The organism is Streptomyces sp. NBC_00009 (assembly GCF_045040855.1).
Taxonomy (GTDB): domain Bacteria; phylum Actinomycetota; class Actinomycetes; order Streptomycetales; family Streptomycetaceae; genus Streptomyces; species Streptomyces aureus.
This window is the reverse complement of record NZ_CP108312.1, coordinates 2,593,393-2,608,705: the sequence shown is the minus strand read 5'-3', so window position 1 is coordinate 2,608,705 and position 15,313 is coordinate 2,593,393. Positions and strand designations below refer to the sequence as shown.

Annotated in this window: 17 protein-coding genes; 11 read left to right on the top strand and 6 right to left on the bottom strand. The window is 71.9% G+C overall.

The features are described 5' to 3' along the window. Positions 1-38 precede the first annotated feature (38 nt). The gene (locus tag OHA58_RS11505; RefSeq protein ID WP_405478617.1) at positions 39-1,637 is read left to right on the top strand and encodes a Na+/H+ antiporter; all 1,599 of its coding nucleotides are present in this window, start codon (positions 39-41) and stop codon (positions 1,635-1,637) included. A 7-nt stretch (positions 1,638-1,644) separates the two neighbouring features. Here OHA58_RS11505 and OHA58_RS11500 read toward each other — a convergent pair whose 3' ends face one another. From OHA58_RS11500 to OHA58_RS11490, 3 genes are all read right to left on the bottom strand, one after another. Next, positions 1,645-2,571 carry a 1-aminocyclopropane-1-carboxylate deaminase/D-cysteine desulfhydrase gene (locus OHA58_RS11500; RefSeq protein WP_405478616.1) on the bottom strand — a complete coding sequence of 309 codons (927 nt, stop codon included), beginning with the start codon at positions 2,569-2,571 and terminating at the stop codon, positions 1,645-1,647. 50 nt (positions 2,572-2,621) lie between these two features. Continuing rightward, positions 2,622-3,209, bottom strand: a complete 588-nt coding sequence (locus OHA58_RS11495) for an N-acetylmuramoyl-L-alanine amidase (RefSeq protein ID WP_405478615.1) — start codon at positions 3,207-3,209, stop codon at positions 2,622-2,624. A 202-nt stretch (positions 3,210-3,411) separates the two neighbouring features. Beyond that, on the bottom strand, positions 3,412-3,645 hold the full coding sequence (locus OHA58_RS11490) for a hypothetical protein (RefSeq protein WP_355691412.1): 234 nt from the start codon (positions 3,643-3,645) through the stop codon (positions 3,412-3,414). Between the two features lie 211 nt (positions 3,646-3,856). On the opposite strand from OHA58_RS11490, the gene OHA58_RS11485 reads away from it, so the two are divergent. From OHA58_RS11485 to OHA58_RS11475, 3 genes are all read left to right on the top strand, one after another. Beyond that, complete coding sequence (locus OHA58_RS11485) at positions 3,857-5,263, top strand: family 2B encapsulin nanocompartment shell protein (RefSeq protein ID WP_405478614.1); 1,407 nt, start codon at positions 3,857-3,859, stop codon at positions 5,261-5,263. Between the two features lie 26 nt (positions 5,264-5,289). Beyond that, entirely contained in the window at positions 5,290-6,378 is a 1,089-nt protein-coding gene (locus OHA58_RS11480; protein WP_405484911.1) for a family 2 encapsulin nanocompartment cargo protein polyprenyl transferase, read from the top strand. Between the two features lie 193 nt (positions 6,379-6,571). After that, a complete protein-coding gene (locus OHA58_RS11475; protein ID WP_405478613.1) occupies positions 6,572-7,183 on the top strand; it encodes a GNAT family N-acetyltransferase in 612 nt (203 codons plus the stop codon). 25 nt (positions 7,184-7,208) lie between these two features. Here OHA58_RS11475 and OHA58_RS11470 read toward each other — a convergent pair whose 3' ends face one another. After that, complete coding sequence (locus OHA58_RS11470) at positions 7,209-7,799, bottom strand: TetR/AcrR family transcriptional regulator (protein WP_405478612.1); 591 nt, start codon at positions 7,797-7,799, stop codon at positions 7,209-7,211. A gap of 172 nt (positions 7,800-7,971) precedes the next feature. Between OHA58_RS11470 and OHA58_RS11465 the strand changes: the two genes are divergently transcribed. The 7 genes from OHA58_RS11465 to OHA58_RS11435 all read left to right on the top strand — a co-directional run bounded on the left by OHA58_RS11465 (position 7,972) and on the right by OHA58_RS11435 (position 13,848). Then, entirely contained in the window at positions 7,972-8,571 is a 600-nt protein-coding gene (locus OHA58_RS11465; protein WP_405478611.1) for a dihydrofolate reductase family protein, read from the top strand. 101 nt (positions 8,572-8,672) lie between these two features. Further along, on the top strand, positions 8,673-9,089 hold the full coding sequence (locus OHA58_RS11460) for a YciI family protein (protein ID WP_405478610.1): 417 nt from the start codon (positions 8,673-8,675) through the stop codon (positions 9,087-9,089). Continuing rightward, positions 9,083-10,309 carry an RNA polymerase sigma factor gene (locus OHA58_RS11455; protein WP_405478609.1) on the top strand — a complete coding sequence of 409 codons (1,227 nt, stop codon included), beginning with the start codon at positions 9,083-9,085 and terminating at the stop codon, positions 10,307-10,309. Before OHA58_RS11460 ends, OHA58_RS11455 begins: the two co-directional genes overlap by 7 nt. A gap of 62 nt (positions 10,310-10,371) precedes the next feature. Continuing rightward, positions 10,372-10,710, top strand: coding sequence for a DUF952 domain-containing protein (locus OHA58_RS11450; RefSeq protein ID WP_405478608.1), 339 nt, complete (start codon positions 10,372-10,374; stop codon positions 10,708-10,710). Positions 10,711-10,837: 127 nt separating this feature from the next. Further along, positions 10,838-11,752, top strand: coding sequence for a hypothetical protein (locus OHA58_RS11445; RefSeq protein ID WP_405478607.1), 915 nt, complete (start codon positions 10,838-10,840; stop codon positions 11,750-11,752). An 85-nt stretch (positions 11,753-11,837) separates the two neighbouring features. Continuing rightward, positions 11,838-13,283 carry an MFS transporter gene (locus tag OHA58_RS11440; protein ID WP_405478606.1) on the top strand — a complete coding sequence of 482 codons (1,446 nt, stop codon included), beginning with the start codon at positions 11,838-11,840 and terminating at the stop codon, positions 13,281-13,283. A gap of 25 nt (positions 13,284-13,308) precedes the next feature. Continuing rightward, positions 13,309-13,848 carry a hypothetical protein gene (locus tag OHA58_RS11435; RefSeq protein ID WP_405478605.1) on the top strand — a complete coding sequence of 180 codons (540 nt, stop codon included), beginning with the start codon at positions 13,309-13,311 and terminating at the stop codon, positions 13,846-13,848. Positions 13,849-13,984: 136 nt separating this feature from the next. Here OHA58_RS11435 and OHA58_RS11430 read toward each other — a convergent pair whose 3' ends face one another. Both OHA58_RS11430 and sodN read right to left on the bottom strand, forming a co-directional pair. Next, positions 13,985-14,821, bottom strand: a complete 837-nt coding sequence (locus tag OHA58_RS11430; protein WP_405478604.1) for a hypothetical protein — start codon at positions 14,819-14,821, stop codon at positions 13,985-13,987. Between the two features lie 91 nt (positions 14,822-14,912). Beyond that, positions 14,913-15,308, bottom strand: a complete 396-nt coding sequence (gene sodN, locus OHA58_RS11425) for a superoxide dismutase, Ni (RefSeq protein WP_405478603.1) — start codon at positions 15,306-15,308, stop codon at positions 14,913-14,915. Positions 15,309-15,313 lie beyond the last annotated feature (5 nt).

Sequence of the window (15,313 nt, the reverse complement as noted above, 5' to 3'; positions counted from 1 at the left end):
ACGGGCGGCGGCGTGGCGGATGGCGGAGGGACGGGCTGATGGACGTATTGCCCCTGGTGGCACTGATCGCGGCGAGCGCGGCGGTCGCGGGGGCCGCGCGCCGGACCCCGGTCCCCGCGCCGCTGCTGCTCGTCGCGGTCGGACTCGTGGCGTCGTACCTGCCCGGGGTGCCGCAGTACACGCTCGACCCGCACATCGTGCTGCCGCTCATCCTGCCGCCGCTGCTGCACACCGCGGCCCTGGAGAGCTCGTACCTCGACCTGCGGGCCAATGTCAGGCCGGTCGCGCTGCTCTCCGTCGGGTACGTGCTGTTCGCGACCGTCGCCGTCGGCTGGCTCGCGTACGAGCTGATCCCCGATCTGCCGCTGACGGCCGCGCTGGTCCTGGGTGCGGTGATCGCCCCGCCGGACGCGGTCGCCGCGACGGCCATCGCGCGCAAGGTGGGGCTGCCCGCGCGGATCACGACGATCCTCCAGGGCGAGTCCCTGGTGAACGACGCCACCGCGATCACCGCCTACAAGGTGGCGCTCGCCGCCGCGGTCGGGGAGGGCGCGAGCTGGGCGGGCGGGATCAGGGAGTTCCTGGTGGCGTCGGTCGGCGGCGTCGGCGTCGGCCTGGTCCTGATGGTGCCGCTGCACTGGCTGCGGACGCACCTGAAGGAGGCGATCCTCCAGAACACGCTCTCCCTGCTCATCCCGTTCGTCGCCTACGCGGCCGCCGAGCAGGTCGGCGCCTCCGGAGTGCTCGCCGTGGTCACGGTCGGCCTCTACCTGGGGCACCGCTCCTGGCAGGTCGACTTCGAGACACGGCTCCAGGAGGCCGCCGTGTGGAAGGTGGTCGCCTTCATCCTGGAGTCGGCGGTCTTCGCGCTCATCGGACTCCAGCTGCCCTTCGTCCTGAAGGACCTCGGCGAGTACAGCGTCGGGGAGGCCCTCGGGTACGCCGTCGCGGTCTTCGTGCTCGTCGTGGTGATGCGCTTCGTGTGGTCGTATCCGGCCACCTATCTGCCCTGGTGGCTGTCGGCGCGGATCAGGGAGCGGGAACGGGACACCGACTGGCGGCGGCCGCTCGTGGTGAGCTGGGCCGGCATGCGCGGCGTCGTGTCGCTCGCGATCGCCTTCTCGATCCCTTTGTACGTCGACGACGGGAGCCGTTTCCCCGCTCGCAACCTGGTCCTGTTCCTGACGTTCACGACCGTGATCGGCACCCTCGTCGTGCAGGGGCTCTCGCTGCCCTGGCTGATCAGGATCCTGAAGCTTCCGGGACGCGACACGCAGGCCGAGACGCTCGCCGAGGCGCAGGCGCAGAACGCCGCCTCGCGGGCCGCCGAGGAGCGCGTGAACGAGCTGATGGAGGACGAGCGCAACTGTCTGCCCGAGCCCCTGGAGGACCGGCTGCGGACCGTCCTGGAGCGCCGCCGCAACTCCGTGTGGGAGCGGCTCGGCCACGCCAATCCGGTGACGGGGGAGTCCGCCGACGACACCTATCGCCGGCTCACGCGGGAGGCCATCGCGGCCGAGCGCGAGGTCTTCGTACGGATGCGGGACGAGCGGCGGATCGACGACGAGATGATGCGCACGCTGCTGCGCAAGCTCGACCTGGAGGAGGCGGCGGCCTACCGGGAGGTCGGCGACTGACCGGCCGCTACGGAGAGGGCGTTCCCGTGACGACGGCCATGAGCCGGGTGCCCGGCGCGAACGCGCCCTCCTCGGTGAGGGTGAGCAGCCCGTACAGGAGTTTGGCCACGTAGAGGCGCTCGACGGGCAGGCCGTGACGCTGCTCGAAGTCCTCGGCGAAGGCGAGGAGGGCGGTGGTGGTGCGGCCGTAGCCGCCGCAGTGGAAGCGCTCGTCCAGGGACCAGTCGCCCCGCGGACCGCCGAACGCCGCCTCCTGGAGGGTGCGTATCTCGTCGCCGAGGAAGCCGCCCTTCAGGACGGGTATGCCGAGCGCTCGCTGCCCCTCGCCGAGCCCGGCGGCGAGTCCGGCGAGCGTGCCGCCCGTGCCGCAGGCGACGCCCACCACGCCGGCGGCGCCTTGCAGTTCCTGCCCGAGCTCCGCGCAGCCGCGGACGGCCTCGGCGTTGCTGCCGCCCTCCGGGACGACGTAGGGCGTGTTTCTGTCACCGTCGGGCGGCGCCACCTCGCGCAGGATGCGCGCGAGTGTGGCCGGATCCCGCTTCTCCCGGTACGTCGTCCGGTCGACGAAGTGCAGGCGCATGCCGTCGTCCGCGCAGCGCGCGAGAGAGGCATTCAGGGGCTGCCCCGCGAGCTCCTGGCCCCGGACGACGCCGATGGTCCGCAGGCCCAGGAGGCGGCCCGCGGCCGCCGTGGCGCGCAGGTGGTTGGAGTAGGCACCGCCGAACGTGAGCAGCGTGCCGTGGCCCGCGGCGGTTGCCGCTGCCAGGTTCGGTGCCAGCTTGCGCCACTTGTTGCCGGGCAGGTCGGGGTGGATGAGGTCGTCGCGCTTGAGCAGGAGCCGCACCCCGTGACGGTGGAACCGGTCGTCGGCGACCGGCTCCACCGGCGAGGGCAGCCGGGGGTGCAGGAGCGGGCGCGGGAGGTGCGGGGTCACCTGCTCATTGTGCAAGCGGGAGGGCGCGGGCCGCGTGCGAAGGGTGGCTGCTAGAGCCGGTCGCGGATGCGCCCCCGCATGGAGGCCATCGTGAAGCCGCGCGGGTCGACCTTGCCCGGCTGCCACTCCAGGTGGCCGATCACCGAGCGCTCCGTCCAGCCGTGATGGCGGCACACCGCGCCCGCCGCCCTCTCGATGGCCTCCAGCTGTGCGGCGGGCCAGGGGTCCTCGCCGTCGCCGAGGTTCTCGCACTCGAAGCCGTAGAAGTGGCGGTTGCCGTCCGTGTTCGCCTCGTTGTCGTGGGGCAGCGCCTCCTCCGCGATGACCGCCCGCAGCACGTCGTCGTCGCCGAGACCCGCGTGGTTGGCCCGGCCGTAGCCGACGAGGTGGACGCGGCCGTCCTTCGTGATGACGCCGTGGCACAACGGCCCCGGCAGGTCCGCGCGCCCCTTCCGGCAGAGGTCGACGGTCTGCTTGCTGCCGGACGTCACGGTGTGGTGGATCATCACGCCGTTCACCGGGCCCCAGGGTCCCTTGTGGTTGCGGTTGTGGTGTCTCCAGTCGCCGACCTCGACCACCGTCAGGCCTTCGCGCCTGAGGGCGTCCAGGAAGCTGCTCGCGGACATGGGTGGGGCCATGGCCGCCTCCTTCGCGGGGTGCGACGGAAGCGGGGCGCGTCCGTCTCGTACGCCGCTTGTACCCGAACCGGCTCACCGGGACTACTTGTTCGCATCACGTGCGAGCCGTTCCGGTCATCGCGGGCTGTTCCGGGCAGGGAGAAGTGCAGGCGCGCAGGCCTACGTGCCTACGTGCGGTCGGGTGGGAGGCGGTGCGGCGGCCTCAGCTCTGCAGGAAGCCGTCCCCGTGTTCCGCGACGTGGTGCTCCAGGGCTCCGAGCGCGGCCTGGGTCGCCTCGGGGGTGCCCGTGCCCTTCCGCTCCGCGTAGTAGGCGGCGCCCAGCTTCTTCAGGAGGTCGCCGCCCGCCCGCTGGGCCTGCACCTCGTCCAGCTTCTGCTTGCCCTGCGTGAGCCCTCGCTGCGCCTGCTCCTTGGCGCGGTCCAGGAAGCCTGTCATTGCTGTCTCCTGTCATCAGTGCCTCGGTGTACCGGTTGAACGGCCGCCGGGATCTTGAAGTTCCGCCGTCCGGAAGTTCCCTACCCGGAAAAACGGGCATCGTGCCCCGTCCACTCTCACCCAACCCCGCTCGTTTGTGTAATGGCGCGGCCACAGTGCGTGCTGGAAGTCTTGTCGCCGCAGGTCAGTTCTTGATCGGGAGGCATAGCCCATGTCGGTAGGCGAAGAAGTCCGCACGGAGCAGGCAGGGCCGCAGCAGAGTCTCGGCACATCCGCCGCGCGGAATCTGGCCACCACCACCAAGTCCGCGCCACAGATGCAGGAGATCAGCTCCCGGTGGCTGCTGCGGATGCTGCCCTGGGTGAACGTGCAGGGCGGCACGTACCGGGTGAACCGGCGGCTCAGCTACTCGGTCGGCGACGGACGCGTGACGTTCGTGAAGACCGGAGACCAGGTGCGGGTCATCCCCGCGGAGCTCGGCGAACTGCCGGTGCTGCGGGACTACGGGGACCAGGAGGTGCTCGAGGAGCTCGCGGTGCGGTGCCGGCAGCGGGAGTACGCGCCGGGTGAGCTGCTCGCCTCGTTCGGCAGCTCCGCGGACGAGGTGTTCCTGCTGGCCCACGGCAAGGTCGAGAAGATCGGCACCGGCCCCTACGGGGACGACGCGGTCCTCGGGGTCCTGGCCGACGGGGCGTACTTCGGCGAGCAGGCGCTGCTCGACCCGGAGGCCATCTGGGAGTACACGGCGCGCGCCGTGACCGCGTGCACCGTGCTCGCGCTGCCCCGCCAGGACCTGGAGCAGGTCGCGGAGCGCTCCGAGAGCCTCGCCGGGCACCTGGGAGCGCTGCGGTCCATCCCGGAGCAGCGGGCGAACAAGTTCGGCGAGAAGCAGATCGACGTCTCCGCCGGTCACGTCGGCGAGGCGGTCCTCCCGGGTACGTACGTCGACTACGACGCGGCGCCCCGCGAGTACGAGCTGAGCGTCGCCCAGACCGTCCTGCGCATCCACTCGCGCGTGGCGGACCTGTACAACCAGCCGATGAACCAGACGGAGCACCAGCTCCGGCTCACCGTCGAGGCGTTGAAGGAGCGCCAGGAGCACGAGCTCATCAACAACCGGGAGTTCGGCCTGCTCAACAACTGCGAGTACGAGCAGCGGCTCCAGCCGCACGACGGCGTGCCCGGCCCGGACGACATGGACGAGCTGCTCAGCCGCCGCCGGGGATCGAAGCTGTTCCTCGCCCACCCGCGCGCCATCGCCGCGTTCGGGCGCGAGTGCAACAAGCGGGGGCTCGTCCCGGAGTCCATCGACGTGGGGGGCAACCGCATCCCGACCTGGCGCGGGGTGCCGATCTTCCCGAGCAACAAGATCCCCGTGTCCGACGCGCGCACGACGTCGATCATCTGCATGCGTACCGGCGAGGAGGAGCAGGGCGTCATCGGCCTCCAGCAGGCGGGCATCCCGGACGAGATCGAGCCGAGCCTGTCGGTGCGGTTCATGGGCATCAGCGAGCAGGCGATCATCTCGTACCTGGTGACGACGTACTACTCGGCTGCGGTGCTCGTGCCGGACGCGCTCGGCGTCCTGGAGAACGTCGAGATCGGCAGGTGGCGTTGAAGCTCAAGACACACACGAAGCAGTCCATAGCGCCGCAGCAGCAAGGGGGACCGGGCGGACGGGACGCAGAGGTGGCCGTGGACGGCCAGGAAGCGGCGGTGATCCTGGCGCAGGCGAGGGCGCAGGTCGACCCGGAGCTGCGCAGGGCCGTGGAGACCCTGCCCACGTCGCTGCGCCGCATCGCGCGCTACCACTTCGGGTGGGAGCAGGCGGACGGCACCGCGGCCGCGGGGCACGCGGGCAAGGCCATCAGGCCGGCGCTCGTCCTCGCCGCGGTACGGGCGCTGGGGGGCGCTCCGGAGCTAGCGGTACGGGCGGCGGCGGCCGTGGAACTCGTCCACAACTTCACACTCCTGCACGACGACGTCATGGACCGGGACACCACGCGCAGGCACCGGCCGACCGCGTGGACCGTCTTCGGGGACGCCGACGCGATCCTGGCGGGCGACGCGCTCCAGGCGCTCGGGCAGCGGCTGCTCGCCGAGGACCCGCACCCGGCGGCCCGCCCGGCGGCGGCCCGGATCGCGGCCTGTGTGATGGAGCTGTGCGAGGGCCAGGTCACCGATGTCGCCCTGGAGAGGCGCGAACCGGACCAGGTCACGCTGGACGAGTGCCTCGTCATGGCGGAGGCGAAGACGGGCGCGCTGCTCGGCTGCGCCTGCGCGGTCGGAGGGCTGTACGCGGGGGCTGGGGAGGAGGAGGTCGCGGCCCTCGACGGGTTCGGCAGACAGGCCGGGCTCGCGTTCCAGCTGATCGACGACGTCATAGGGATCTGGGGGGATCCGGCCCGTACGGGCAAGGCGGCGGGCGCCGATCTCGCGGTGCGCAAGAAGTCGCTGCCGGTGGTGGCGGCGCTGGCCTCGGGTACGCCCGAAGCCGGTGAACTGGCCGCGCTCTACGGGGTGGTGGGACCGGAGGACGGCCCGCCGAAGGAGGGGGAGCTGGAGGCCATGGCGCTGGTCGTCGAGCGCGCCGGGGGGCGCGACTGGGCGCAGCTGCACGCGGCGGACCGAATGTCCCGGGCGGTGCACCAGCTGTCCAGGGCGGTCCCGGCGCCGGAGGCCGCGGACGGACTGCTGTCGCTGGCGGAGTTCGTGACGCGGCGTAGCCACTAGGGGGAATCCACCAGCAGGGGAGGGGAGGGGAGTTGAGCTGACGGCGGGCCCCGCGCTCCGGGAGGAGCGCGGGGCCCGTACGCGCGTGCGGAACCGATCGCCTAGGCTGCAGCGGGCCGGCGCGTGGCGGCCGACCGGCGCAGGGACACGGCCCGTTGAGGCGGGCCGCGACGTGACGTGAGGGGGCGGGGTCATGGGCGTGGCGATCAGGAGGGCCACGGAGGGCGATCGGGCTGACCTTGTGCGGCTGCTCGACGAGGCGTTCATGGACGACCCGGTGAGCGGCTGGGTCTTCCCTGGCCTGGCGCACCGGCGCCGCAGGCACGCCGGACTCATGGCGGCCTTCATCGACATCTCGCTGAGCGAGGGATATGTCGACATCACCGAGGACGGCGCCGCGGCCGCGCTCTGGCTGTCGGTGCCCGCCCGGCCGCGCGGGACGGGCGGCCCGGACGAGGGCGACGACGGCCCTGCGCAGCTGCGCGCCGCCGTGGACCCGGACAACGAACGGGTCGAGGAGATCGGCCGGTTGACCGCCGGGATCCACCCGCGCGAGCGCGCGCACGAATACCTGTGGATGATCGCCGTGGACCCGGCGCGACAGGGTCAGGGCCTCGGCACCGCGCTGATGGAGCCCGTCCTCGACCGCTGCGACCGCGAGGGCGTGGCGTCGTATCTGGAGGCGAGCAGCGACCGTAGCCGTGTGCTGTACGAGCGGCTCGGCTTCGCGTGCACCGGCAGCGGGATCGCGCTGCCGGACGGGCCGACGATGTGGCCCATGTGGCGGGATCCGCAGGTGAGTTGAGCCCTGGCCATCAGGGTGGCGGCGGCTACTCCTGCGGCACGATCGTGCGGACGATCCGGTCCATGAGCCCCTCGGGGACGCTCACGCCGGGCACGGCGCCGTCCAGCATCCCCGGCATCGTCAGGTGTTCCAGGATGAGCCCCAGCGTGGCGAGGTAGAGCACGGTCACCGTCTCCGCGCCGCCGGGGAGTCCGGATTCGGTGTGGAACGAGATGCCGAAGTCCAGGTCGCCGCGGAGCGATTTCATGAGGGACGCCCGCAGTTCGGGCCTGCGCCCCGCCTCCAGGCGCATCTCCATCATGGCCAGATAGCCGGTGCGGTCGCGCTGGGCGCGGCCCAGCAGATCGTGCATGAACGCGGCGACCAGCTCGCGGTCCCGCGGCCGCTGAAGGAGTTCCGCGACCACCGCCGGGTCCGGGGCCAGCCGCTCGTGCAGCCATGCGTCGATCTGGTGCAGCAGGTCGTCCCGGCTGGTGAAGTAGTTCGACGACGTGCCCGTGGGGACGGCCGCCGCCGCGTCCACCGCGCGGAAGGTCAGGCCGCGCGCGCCCTCGGCCGCGAGCACTTCCACCGCGGCGTTCACCAGGGCCACCCTGCGCTCCGCGTTCCGCGCCATCTGTGTGCTCCTTCTGACCGGAGATCCGGAAACCCACCGAACCGGATTCCCGAATCCTCTTGTAACCACTACAGATGAAGCACTATAACTGAAGTTGTTCGAGCGGGTCAGGGAGCCGAAACGGCACAACGGCCCGCCCGAACGCCCTTGTCACCTGCGGAAAGAGACCCACTTGCGAAAGCTCACGTACTTCGTCGCCGTGTCGATCGACGGTTTCATCGGCGGTCCCGACGGAGACGCGAACGCCTTCATGCCCTTCGTGAACGAGGAGTTCCTCGAGTTCCTCACGACCGAGTACCCCGAGACCATCTCGGCGGAGGGCCGGCGGATGCTCGGCCTGGAGCACCTGGCCAACAAGCGGTTCGACACCGTCATCCAGGGCCGGGCCAGCTATCAGCTCGGCCTCGACGCCGGGATGACCAGCCCGTACGGGCACCTGCGCGAGTACGTCGCGGCGCGCTCGATCGAGAAGTCCCCCGACCCGAACGTGGAGATCGTCGCCGATGACGTCGTCGGCAAGGTCCGCGAACTGAAGGCGGAGGACGGCGAGTTCGGCATCTGGCTGTGCGGCGGCGCGACGCTCGCCGGTGTGCTTGCCGACGAGGTGGACGAGCTGGTGATCAAGACGTACCCGCTGGTGTTCGGCTCGGGCATGCCGATGTTCGGGTCCGGCTTCGCGATCGGCGAGTTCGCCCTGGAGGAGAACCGGACGTTCGGCAACGGGGTGATCGTGCGGACGTACAGCAGGAAGAGGCAGGGCCTCCCCGGCTAGAATTTTTCTCCGGGCGGTGTCGAGAACGCTGCTGCCGCTCCGACGTCTCCAGTGAAGCCGCCCGCGCCCGGCGGGCGGCTTGGCCGAAGGAGCGCAGAGCCATGAAGTACCTGATGATGGTGACCGGCACCCAGCTCGACTACGAGGCCATGGCGGGCAAGGCGTCCGAGGGCAATCCGGCCTGGGGCGAGAAGGACATCCAGACGATGTTCGCCCACATGCAGAAGATCAACGACGACCTCGCCGAGACCGGCGAGATGCTCGCCGGCGAAGGTCTGGCGGAGCCCGCGAAGACCCGGTTCGTCACGCCGGACGTGCAGGGGCGGCCCGTCGTCAGTGACGGCCCCTACGGGGAGACGAAGGAACTGCTCGCCGGTTTCTGGATCCTCGAGTGCGAGAACCTCGACCGGGTCACCGAGATCGCCAAGCGCGTGGCCGAGTGCCCCGCCCCCGCCGGCGCACCCGCCCGCCCCGTCGTGATCCGCCCCATCCTGGACAGCGGTGGCGACCTTTGCTGACCGCGTCGACCGAGGACCTGCTGCGCCGCCACGCGCCGCAGGTCCTCGGCGCGCTGGTCCGCCGCTACGGACACTTCGACGCCGCCGAGGACGCCGTGCAGGAGGCGCTGCTCGCCGCCGCACGCCAGTGGCCCGACGCCGGGGTGCCCGACAACCCGCGAGGCTGGCTCATCAAGGTCGCGTCCCGCCGCCTCGTCGACACCCTGCGCAGTGACGACGCGCGGCGCAGGCGCGAGGAGGCGGACGCCGCGCTCACCCCGCGCGACGCGTTCACGGCCCCGCCGCCCGGCGAGAGCCGCGCCCCCTCCGAGGACGACACCCTCACCCTGCTCTACCTGTGCTGCCACCCGGAGCTGACGCCCGCCGCCCAGGTCGCCCTCACCCTGCGCGCCGTCGGCGGCCTCACGACCGCCGAGATCGCCCGCGCCCACCTAGTCCCCGAGCCGACGATGGCGCAGCGCATCAGCCGCGCCAAGCAGCGCGTACGCGGCGTGCGGTTCCGCCTGCCCGAGGACTGGCGCGAGCGGCTGCCCGCCGTGCTCCAGATCCTCTACCTGATCTTCAACGAGGGGTATACGGCCACGTCGGGGCCCCAGTTGCAGCGCGCCGACCTGGCCCGCGAGGCGATCCGGCTGACCCGGGCCGTGCGGGCGCTGCTGCCCGGCGACGGCGAGGTCGCGGGGCTGCTCGCCCTCATGCTGCTGACCGACGCGCGCCGCGCCGCCCGCACCGACGCGGCGGGCGAACTGGTCCGACTCGACGAACAGGACCGCACCCTGTGGGACCGCGCCGAGATCGACGAAGGCGTCGCACTGGTCACCCTCGCCCTCCCGCGCGGACCGGTCGGCCCGTATCAACTCCAGGCGGCGATCGCAGCGTTGCACGACGAGGCAGACAGTGCCGAGGACACCGACTGGCCGCAGATTCTCGCCCTCTACGACCTGCTCGTGCGGGTCGTGCCCGAGGGGGAGGTGATGGCCGCGCTCGGCCGGGCCGTCGCCGTCGCCATGGTGCACGGTCCCGAGGCGGGCCTGACGGAGACGGACAAGCTGGCGGACGCCCTCGGCGGGCACCACCGGCTCGCTGCCGTCCGGGGCCACCTCCTGGAGCTGGCCGGGGACCGCGACGCAGCGCGGGCGGCCTATCAGGAGGCGGCGGGCGGCACGCTCAGCCGCCCGGAGCAGCGCTACCTCCAGCTGCGGGCGGCCCGGCTCGGCTGAGGCGGGCCGCGTCGGCCGATGGGCGATACCGGCCCGAGCGATCAGCTCGTAGTTTGGTGCGCATGACCGAACTCCTGCACATCACCGAGCGCTCCCTGTGGGACGCGGCCCGCGCGTCCGGCGCCTACGAGATGTCCACGCGCGGCAAGACCCTCGCCGAGGAGGGCTTCATCCACTGCTCGCTGGCGCACCAGGTCCAGAAGGTCGCCGACTTCCTGTACGGCGGGTACGACGGGCCCGACGAGCTGGTGGTGCTGGTCATCGACAGCGAGCGGGTGCCCGTGCCGGTCAGGTTCGAGGCGCCGGAGCCGGGTGCCGACGAATTCCCGCACATCTACGGGCCGTTGCCGGTCGAGGCCGTCACCGAGGTGCGGGTCTGGGGCGGCGGGCAGGTCCGCTAAGGTCCCCTCGGTCCGCCCGTCAGTCGGACGGGCGTTCGGATCCGGGGGCGGCTCGCCCCCGGACGGGGACGGGCCGGTGCGAGCCGGCCGAGGGGGTTCGGTGCGCGTACGGCGAGGGGGCGGCCCTGTGGGGGTCGCGGCGGCGATGGCGGTGGTCCTGCTGGCGGGGTGCGACGGTGCGCCGTCCGGCGGGCGGTGGACGGCGGACGGAGTCCCGATCGTCCGCGAGGCGAAGGACGTGCCCGAACTGCCTCTGCACCGTTACCAGTTCACCGCCGAGAACGACGAGGCGTACGGCACGCTCGAGCGCGCCCGGACCCTCCTCGCCCAGCGGTGCATGCGCGACTTCGGCTTCGCCGACTTCCCGCGCGACCCGAAGAGCCCGAATCCCGGCGCCTTGGCCATCGTGGCCGTGAACCAGGATCCCGCGGGGGAGTTCGACCTGGAGAAGGCGCGGCGCTGGGGGTACGGCTGGGACCCGAAGCGGGACGTCGATGTCGAGCCCGGGGGCCGTCGTATGACGGTCGACGAGTCGTACGTCTACTGGGGGCGCCGGACGGGCGGGAGGCCGACGATCCTCGGCAAACGGGTCCCCGAGGAGGGCTGCCTGGGCCGCGCGGACAAGCGCCTCTACCGCGGCGTGCGAGACCTGCGCCGCACGTGGGCGTACGTCTCGCAGCGGGAGGTCGTCCTGGAGAAGGCGGCCATGAAGGACGAGCGGATGCGGCGCGTGCTCAAGGCCTGGTCGCAGTGCGTCGTGGACAAGGGGCTCAAGCGGTACGCCACCCCCGACGACGCCTTCCGTGACAAGGCGTGGAAGCGCGACGACGGTGGCAACACCTCGCATTCGCGGCGCGAGCTGAACACGGCCGTCGCCGACGTCGAGTGCAAGCGCGAGCACAACACGGCCGGGGTGTGGTGGTCCGTGCTGTCCGGGGAGCAGCGGGCCGACCTCGCGGGCCACAGGTCCGCGTACGAGTCGGTGCGGCGGGGCCAGGAGACGGTGCGGGACAACATGCGCGAGGTGCTCGTCACCATGTAACGGGACTGTGGTTCCCTTAAGGCTCTCCACTCTGCTACGTTTGGCGTGCCTTAACGGGAACATGGAACCATTTAAGGAGTGCCCCATGTCGGCGCCCACGCAGACCGCCCCCGCCCCGGCCGTCGCACCATCCCCGCGCATGACGGCCCGCCAGAAGCTCGTCCTCACTCTTCTCCTCGGCGCCCAGTTCATGATCGCCGTGGACTTCTCGATCCTGAACGTCGCGCTGCCCGTCGTCGGCGAAGGGCTCGGCTTCTCGCTCTCCCGTCTCCAGTGGATCGCCACGGCGTTCGCGCTCGCCGCCGCGGGGTTCACGCTCCTCTTCGGCCGCGTGGCCGACCTCGTGGGCCGCAAGCGGCTGTTCCTCGCCGGCATGGCGGTCCTCGGCGCCTCGTCCCTCCTGGGCGGCCTCGCCACCTCGCCCGAAGTCCTGCTCGTGGCACGGGTGTTGCAGGGACTCGCGACCGCGGCCGTCACCCCGGCCGGACTCGCCCTCCTGACCACCGCCTTCAAGGAGGGGCCGCTGCGCGAACGCGCCCTCGGCCTCAACGGCGCCCTGATGTCCGCCGGGTTCACCGCGGGCGCCATCCTCGGCGGGCTCCTCACCGACCTGCTCTCCTGGCGCTGGGCCTTCTTCGTCAACGTCCCCGTCGCCGCCCTCGTCCTCGCCCTCGCCCCGTCCGTCATCACCGACTCGCGCCCGGACCGCCGCCCGCGCCTCGACGTACCGGGCGCCGCAACCGTCACCGGCGGACTCCTGCTCCTCGTCTACGGGCTCACGCAGGCCGGCGAGACCGGCTGGGGCGCCCCCGCGACCCTGGCCGCGCTCCTTTCCGGAGCCGCGCTCCTCGTCGCCTTCCGGTTCGTCGAGAAGCGGGCCGCCGCGCCCCTCGTCCCGCTCCACATCCTCAAGCGGCGCACCGTGATCTGGGGCAACGCGGCCGGGCTCATCGCCTTCGTCACCGAGACGTCCCTCGTCTTCCTGCTCACGCTCTACCTCCAGGAAGTCCTCGGCTACTCGCCGCTCGCGACCGGGCTCGCCTTCGGCGTCCTCGGGCTCGGCACCGTGATCGGCGGCACGCTCGGCGGCCGCGCCGTCGGACGCCTCGGCAACCGGTCCGCGATCGTCGTCGGCGGCGCCGTCCAGGCCGTCGCGACGCTCGCCCTGGTGGCGCTCGGCACGTCGGGGGCCTGGATCTGGCTGCTCCTCGCGGCCACGTTCGTCGGGGGCGTCGGCAACATGCTGGTGATCGTCGGCTTCATGGTGACGGCCACGTCCGGGCTGCCCGACGAGGAGCAGGGCCTCGCCACCGGCCTCGCGACCATGACCCAGCAGGTCGGCATCACCCTGGGCATCCCGGTGATGAGCGCGATCGCCACGGCCCGCATGGGCGGGGCGAGCGGTCCGGACGCGGTCCTGTCCGGCGTCTCCACGGCCGTACTCGTCAACTCCCTCCTGGTGGCCGCGGGTTCGGCGCTCGCCGCACTGTTCCTCGCACCCCGGCGACCGCGTGACAGGGCGGACGCCTGAGCCTCCGGCCCTGCATGATGGGGCCATGTCCGACCACACGGAGAACGCAGCCGCAGCACCGGCCCTCCCGGTGGCCGTCGACCAGGACGCGCTCCTCGCCCTCGCCGACGGCCACCACGCGCGCGCCGTACGCCCGTTGGGCAGCGGTGAGCACGGCGGTCACCTCGTCAAGACGTACGCCATCGAGGCGCCGGGGCGCGCGGTGACGGAGCGGGACGTCGCCGCGGTCATGCCGCTCGTCGACGCCCACCTGACGCTCGGCGCCGTCCGGGGCTCGCTCGGACTCGCCGTGGTCCTGCTGCACGCCGGGGGAGACGGGGACTACGTCCTCGTCCACACCTGGATCGAGGGCCACATGTCCGACCTCGCGGTCTTCACCGGGCCCGCGGGCCACCCGGAACTGCTGCGGCCCGGCCGCACCGGCCTCGCCCCCTGCGTCTGGGAGGCGGCCGTACTCGCCCACGAGCGCACCGCGTTCACCCGCCACGTCCTCGACGGCGCAGGCCCCCTCGCGGACCGCCTCGCCGCCTGGTCCGGGGACGTCACGAAGGAGGACGCCCGGTGACCGACGCACAGGTGAGCGTGCGGCACACCCGCCCCGGCGACCTGCATGGACGCCGTGGAACGACGGGGCGATCCGCTTCTACCGGCGCCTGGGCGCCCGCGAGAAGGACAAGCTCCGCTTCAGCCGGCCGTCCTCCTCAGCCCCCGTCGGCCAGTAGCCCCCGCAGCGAGTCCGCCATCGCCGCCACGAACGTGTCCCGTGTGCCCGCGTCGACCAGATCCAGGGACAGATACGGATTGAGGTCCTCCAGCTCGACCAGGAGCAGCTCGCCCTCCGGCGTGCGGCACGCGTCCACGCGCTGGATGCCGTGACCGATGGTGTTCCAGTCGACGAACTTCTGCGCGAACTCCCGGTCCGCGTCAGTGGGTTCGTACCGTTCGAGGACCCACCGCTCGTCCGGCCGGGGCGCGTACAGGGCGTACTGGAGAGTGCGGTCGACGAAGTAGAACGACACCTCGTACCGGAAGCGGATCCGCGGCTGGACGAGGATGCCGTCGAACTCCAGGCCGGGCAGCGCCTCGCGGCCGACGAACGCCAGACCGATGGAGTCGGCGCCGAGCAGCGGCTTGACCACGTACTCGTCCGCTTCGGGCAGCAGAGGGAGATCGGCCGCGCGGGAGACCGTCGGGATGACGGGATAACCGGCCGCGGTCAGGTCGAGCAGATACCCCTTGCCCGCCATGTCGGCCTTCCCGGACAGCGCGTTGTAGACCCGCACCCCGCGCGCGAGCGCCTGCTCACGGAACGCGTCGTAGGCGGCCTGGTAGTGCAGCACGGGCCCGCTGTTGCGCACGACGACCGCGTCGAAGCCGTCCATCAGCGCGGCGGCGTCCAGCGGATGGCACAGCGCCACGTCGAAGTCCTCGCGCAGCCGCGCCGAGAGGGCTATGTCCTCGTCGCAGTAGCGGCGGCCACGGGCCGGGTACGCGAGATCGGTGACGTAGAGGATGCGGGGGCGACGCGAGTGGTCCATCCGGGCGACGCTACCCGAGCGGGCCGAAGACGCCGACAGCACCCGGCTCCGCGCGGACGCCGGGTGCTGTCGGACAGGTGACGCGAAGGCGTCAGGCCTTCTTGGTCTCCCAGAAGATCTTGTCGATCTGGGCGATGTAGTCCAGAGCCTTCTGGCCCGTCGCCGGGTCGTTCGACGCCTTGGCGGCCGAGAGGGCCTTCAGGGTGTCGTTGACCAGCTGGCTGAGCTCCGGGTACTTCTCGAAGTGCGGGGGCTTGAAGTAGTCGCTCCACAGCACCGACACGTGGTGCTTGGCGAGCTCGGCGCGCTGCTCCTTGATGATGATGGCGCGCGTCTGGAACTGCGGGTCGTCGTTGGCGGCCATCTTGTCCTGGACGGCCTTGACCGACTCCGCCTCGATGCGGGCCTGGGCCGGGTCGTACACGCCGCAGGGCAGGTCGCAGTGCGCGCTGGCCTTCACCTTGGGGGCAAACAGGCGGGAAAGCATGTAGC

What these genes read in the sequence shown, in the direction of transcription:
- OHA58_RS11475 (WP_405478613.1), top strand. Translation starts at nt 6,572, where the DNA reads ATGGGCGTGGCGATCAGGAGGGCCACGGAGGGCGATCGGGCTGACCTT.
- OHA58_RS11430 (WP_405478604.1), bottom strand. Translation starts at nt 14,821, where the DNA reads ATGGACCACTCGCGTCGCCCCCGCATCCTCTACGTCACCGATCTCGCG.
- OHA58_RS11485 (WP_405478614.1), top strand. Translation starts at nt 3,857, where the DNA reads ATGTCGGTAGGCGAAGAAGTCCGCACGGAGCAGGCAGGGCCGCAGCAG.
- OHA58_RS11490 (WP_355691412.1), bottom strand. Translation starts at nt 3,645, where the DNA reads ATGACAGGCTTCCTGGACCGCGCCAAGGAGCAGGCGCAGCGAGGGCTC.
- OHA58_RS11495 (WP_405478615.1), bottom strand. Translation starts at nt 3,209, where the DNA reads ATGGCCCCACCCATGTCCGCGAGCAGCTTCCTGGACGCCCTCAGGCGC.
- OHA58_RS11440 (WP_405478606.1), top strand. Translation starts at nt 11,838, where the DNA reads ATGTCGGCGCCCACGCAGACCGCCCCCGCCCCGGCCGTCGCACCATCC.
- OHA58_RS11470 (WP_405478612.1), bottom strand. Translation starts at nt 7,799, where the DNA reads ATGGCGCGGAACGCGGAGCGCAGGGTGGCCCTGGTGAACGCCGCGGTG.
- OHA58_RS11460 (WP_405478610.1), top strand. Translation starts at nt 8,673, where the DNA reads ATGAAGTACCTGATGATGGTGACCGGCACCCAGCTCGACTACGAGGCC.
- sodN (WP_405478603.1), bottom strand. Translation starts at nt 15,308, where the DNA reads ATGCTTTCCCGCCTGTTTGCCCCCAAGGTGAAGGCCAGCGCGCACTGC.
- OHA58_RS11505 (WP_405478617.1), top strand. Translation starts at nt 39, where the DNA reads ATGGACGTATTGCCCCTGGTGGCACTGATCGCGGCGAGCGCGGCGGTC.
- OHA58_RS11435 (WP_405478605.1), top strand. Translation starts at nt 13,309, where the DNA reads ATGTCCGACCACACGGAGAACGCAGCCGCAGCACCGGCCCTCCCGGTG.
- OHA58_RS11450 (WP_405478608.1), top strand. Translation starts at nt 10,372, where the DNA reads ATGACCGAACTCCTGCACATCACCGAGCGCTCCCTGTGGGACGCGGCC.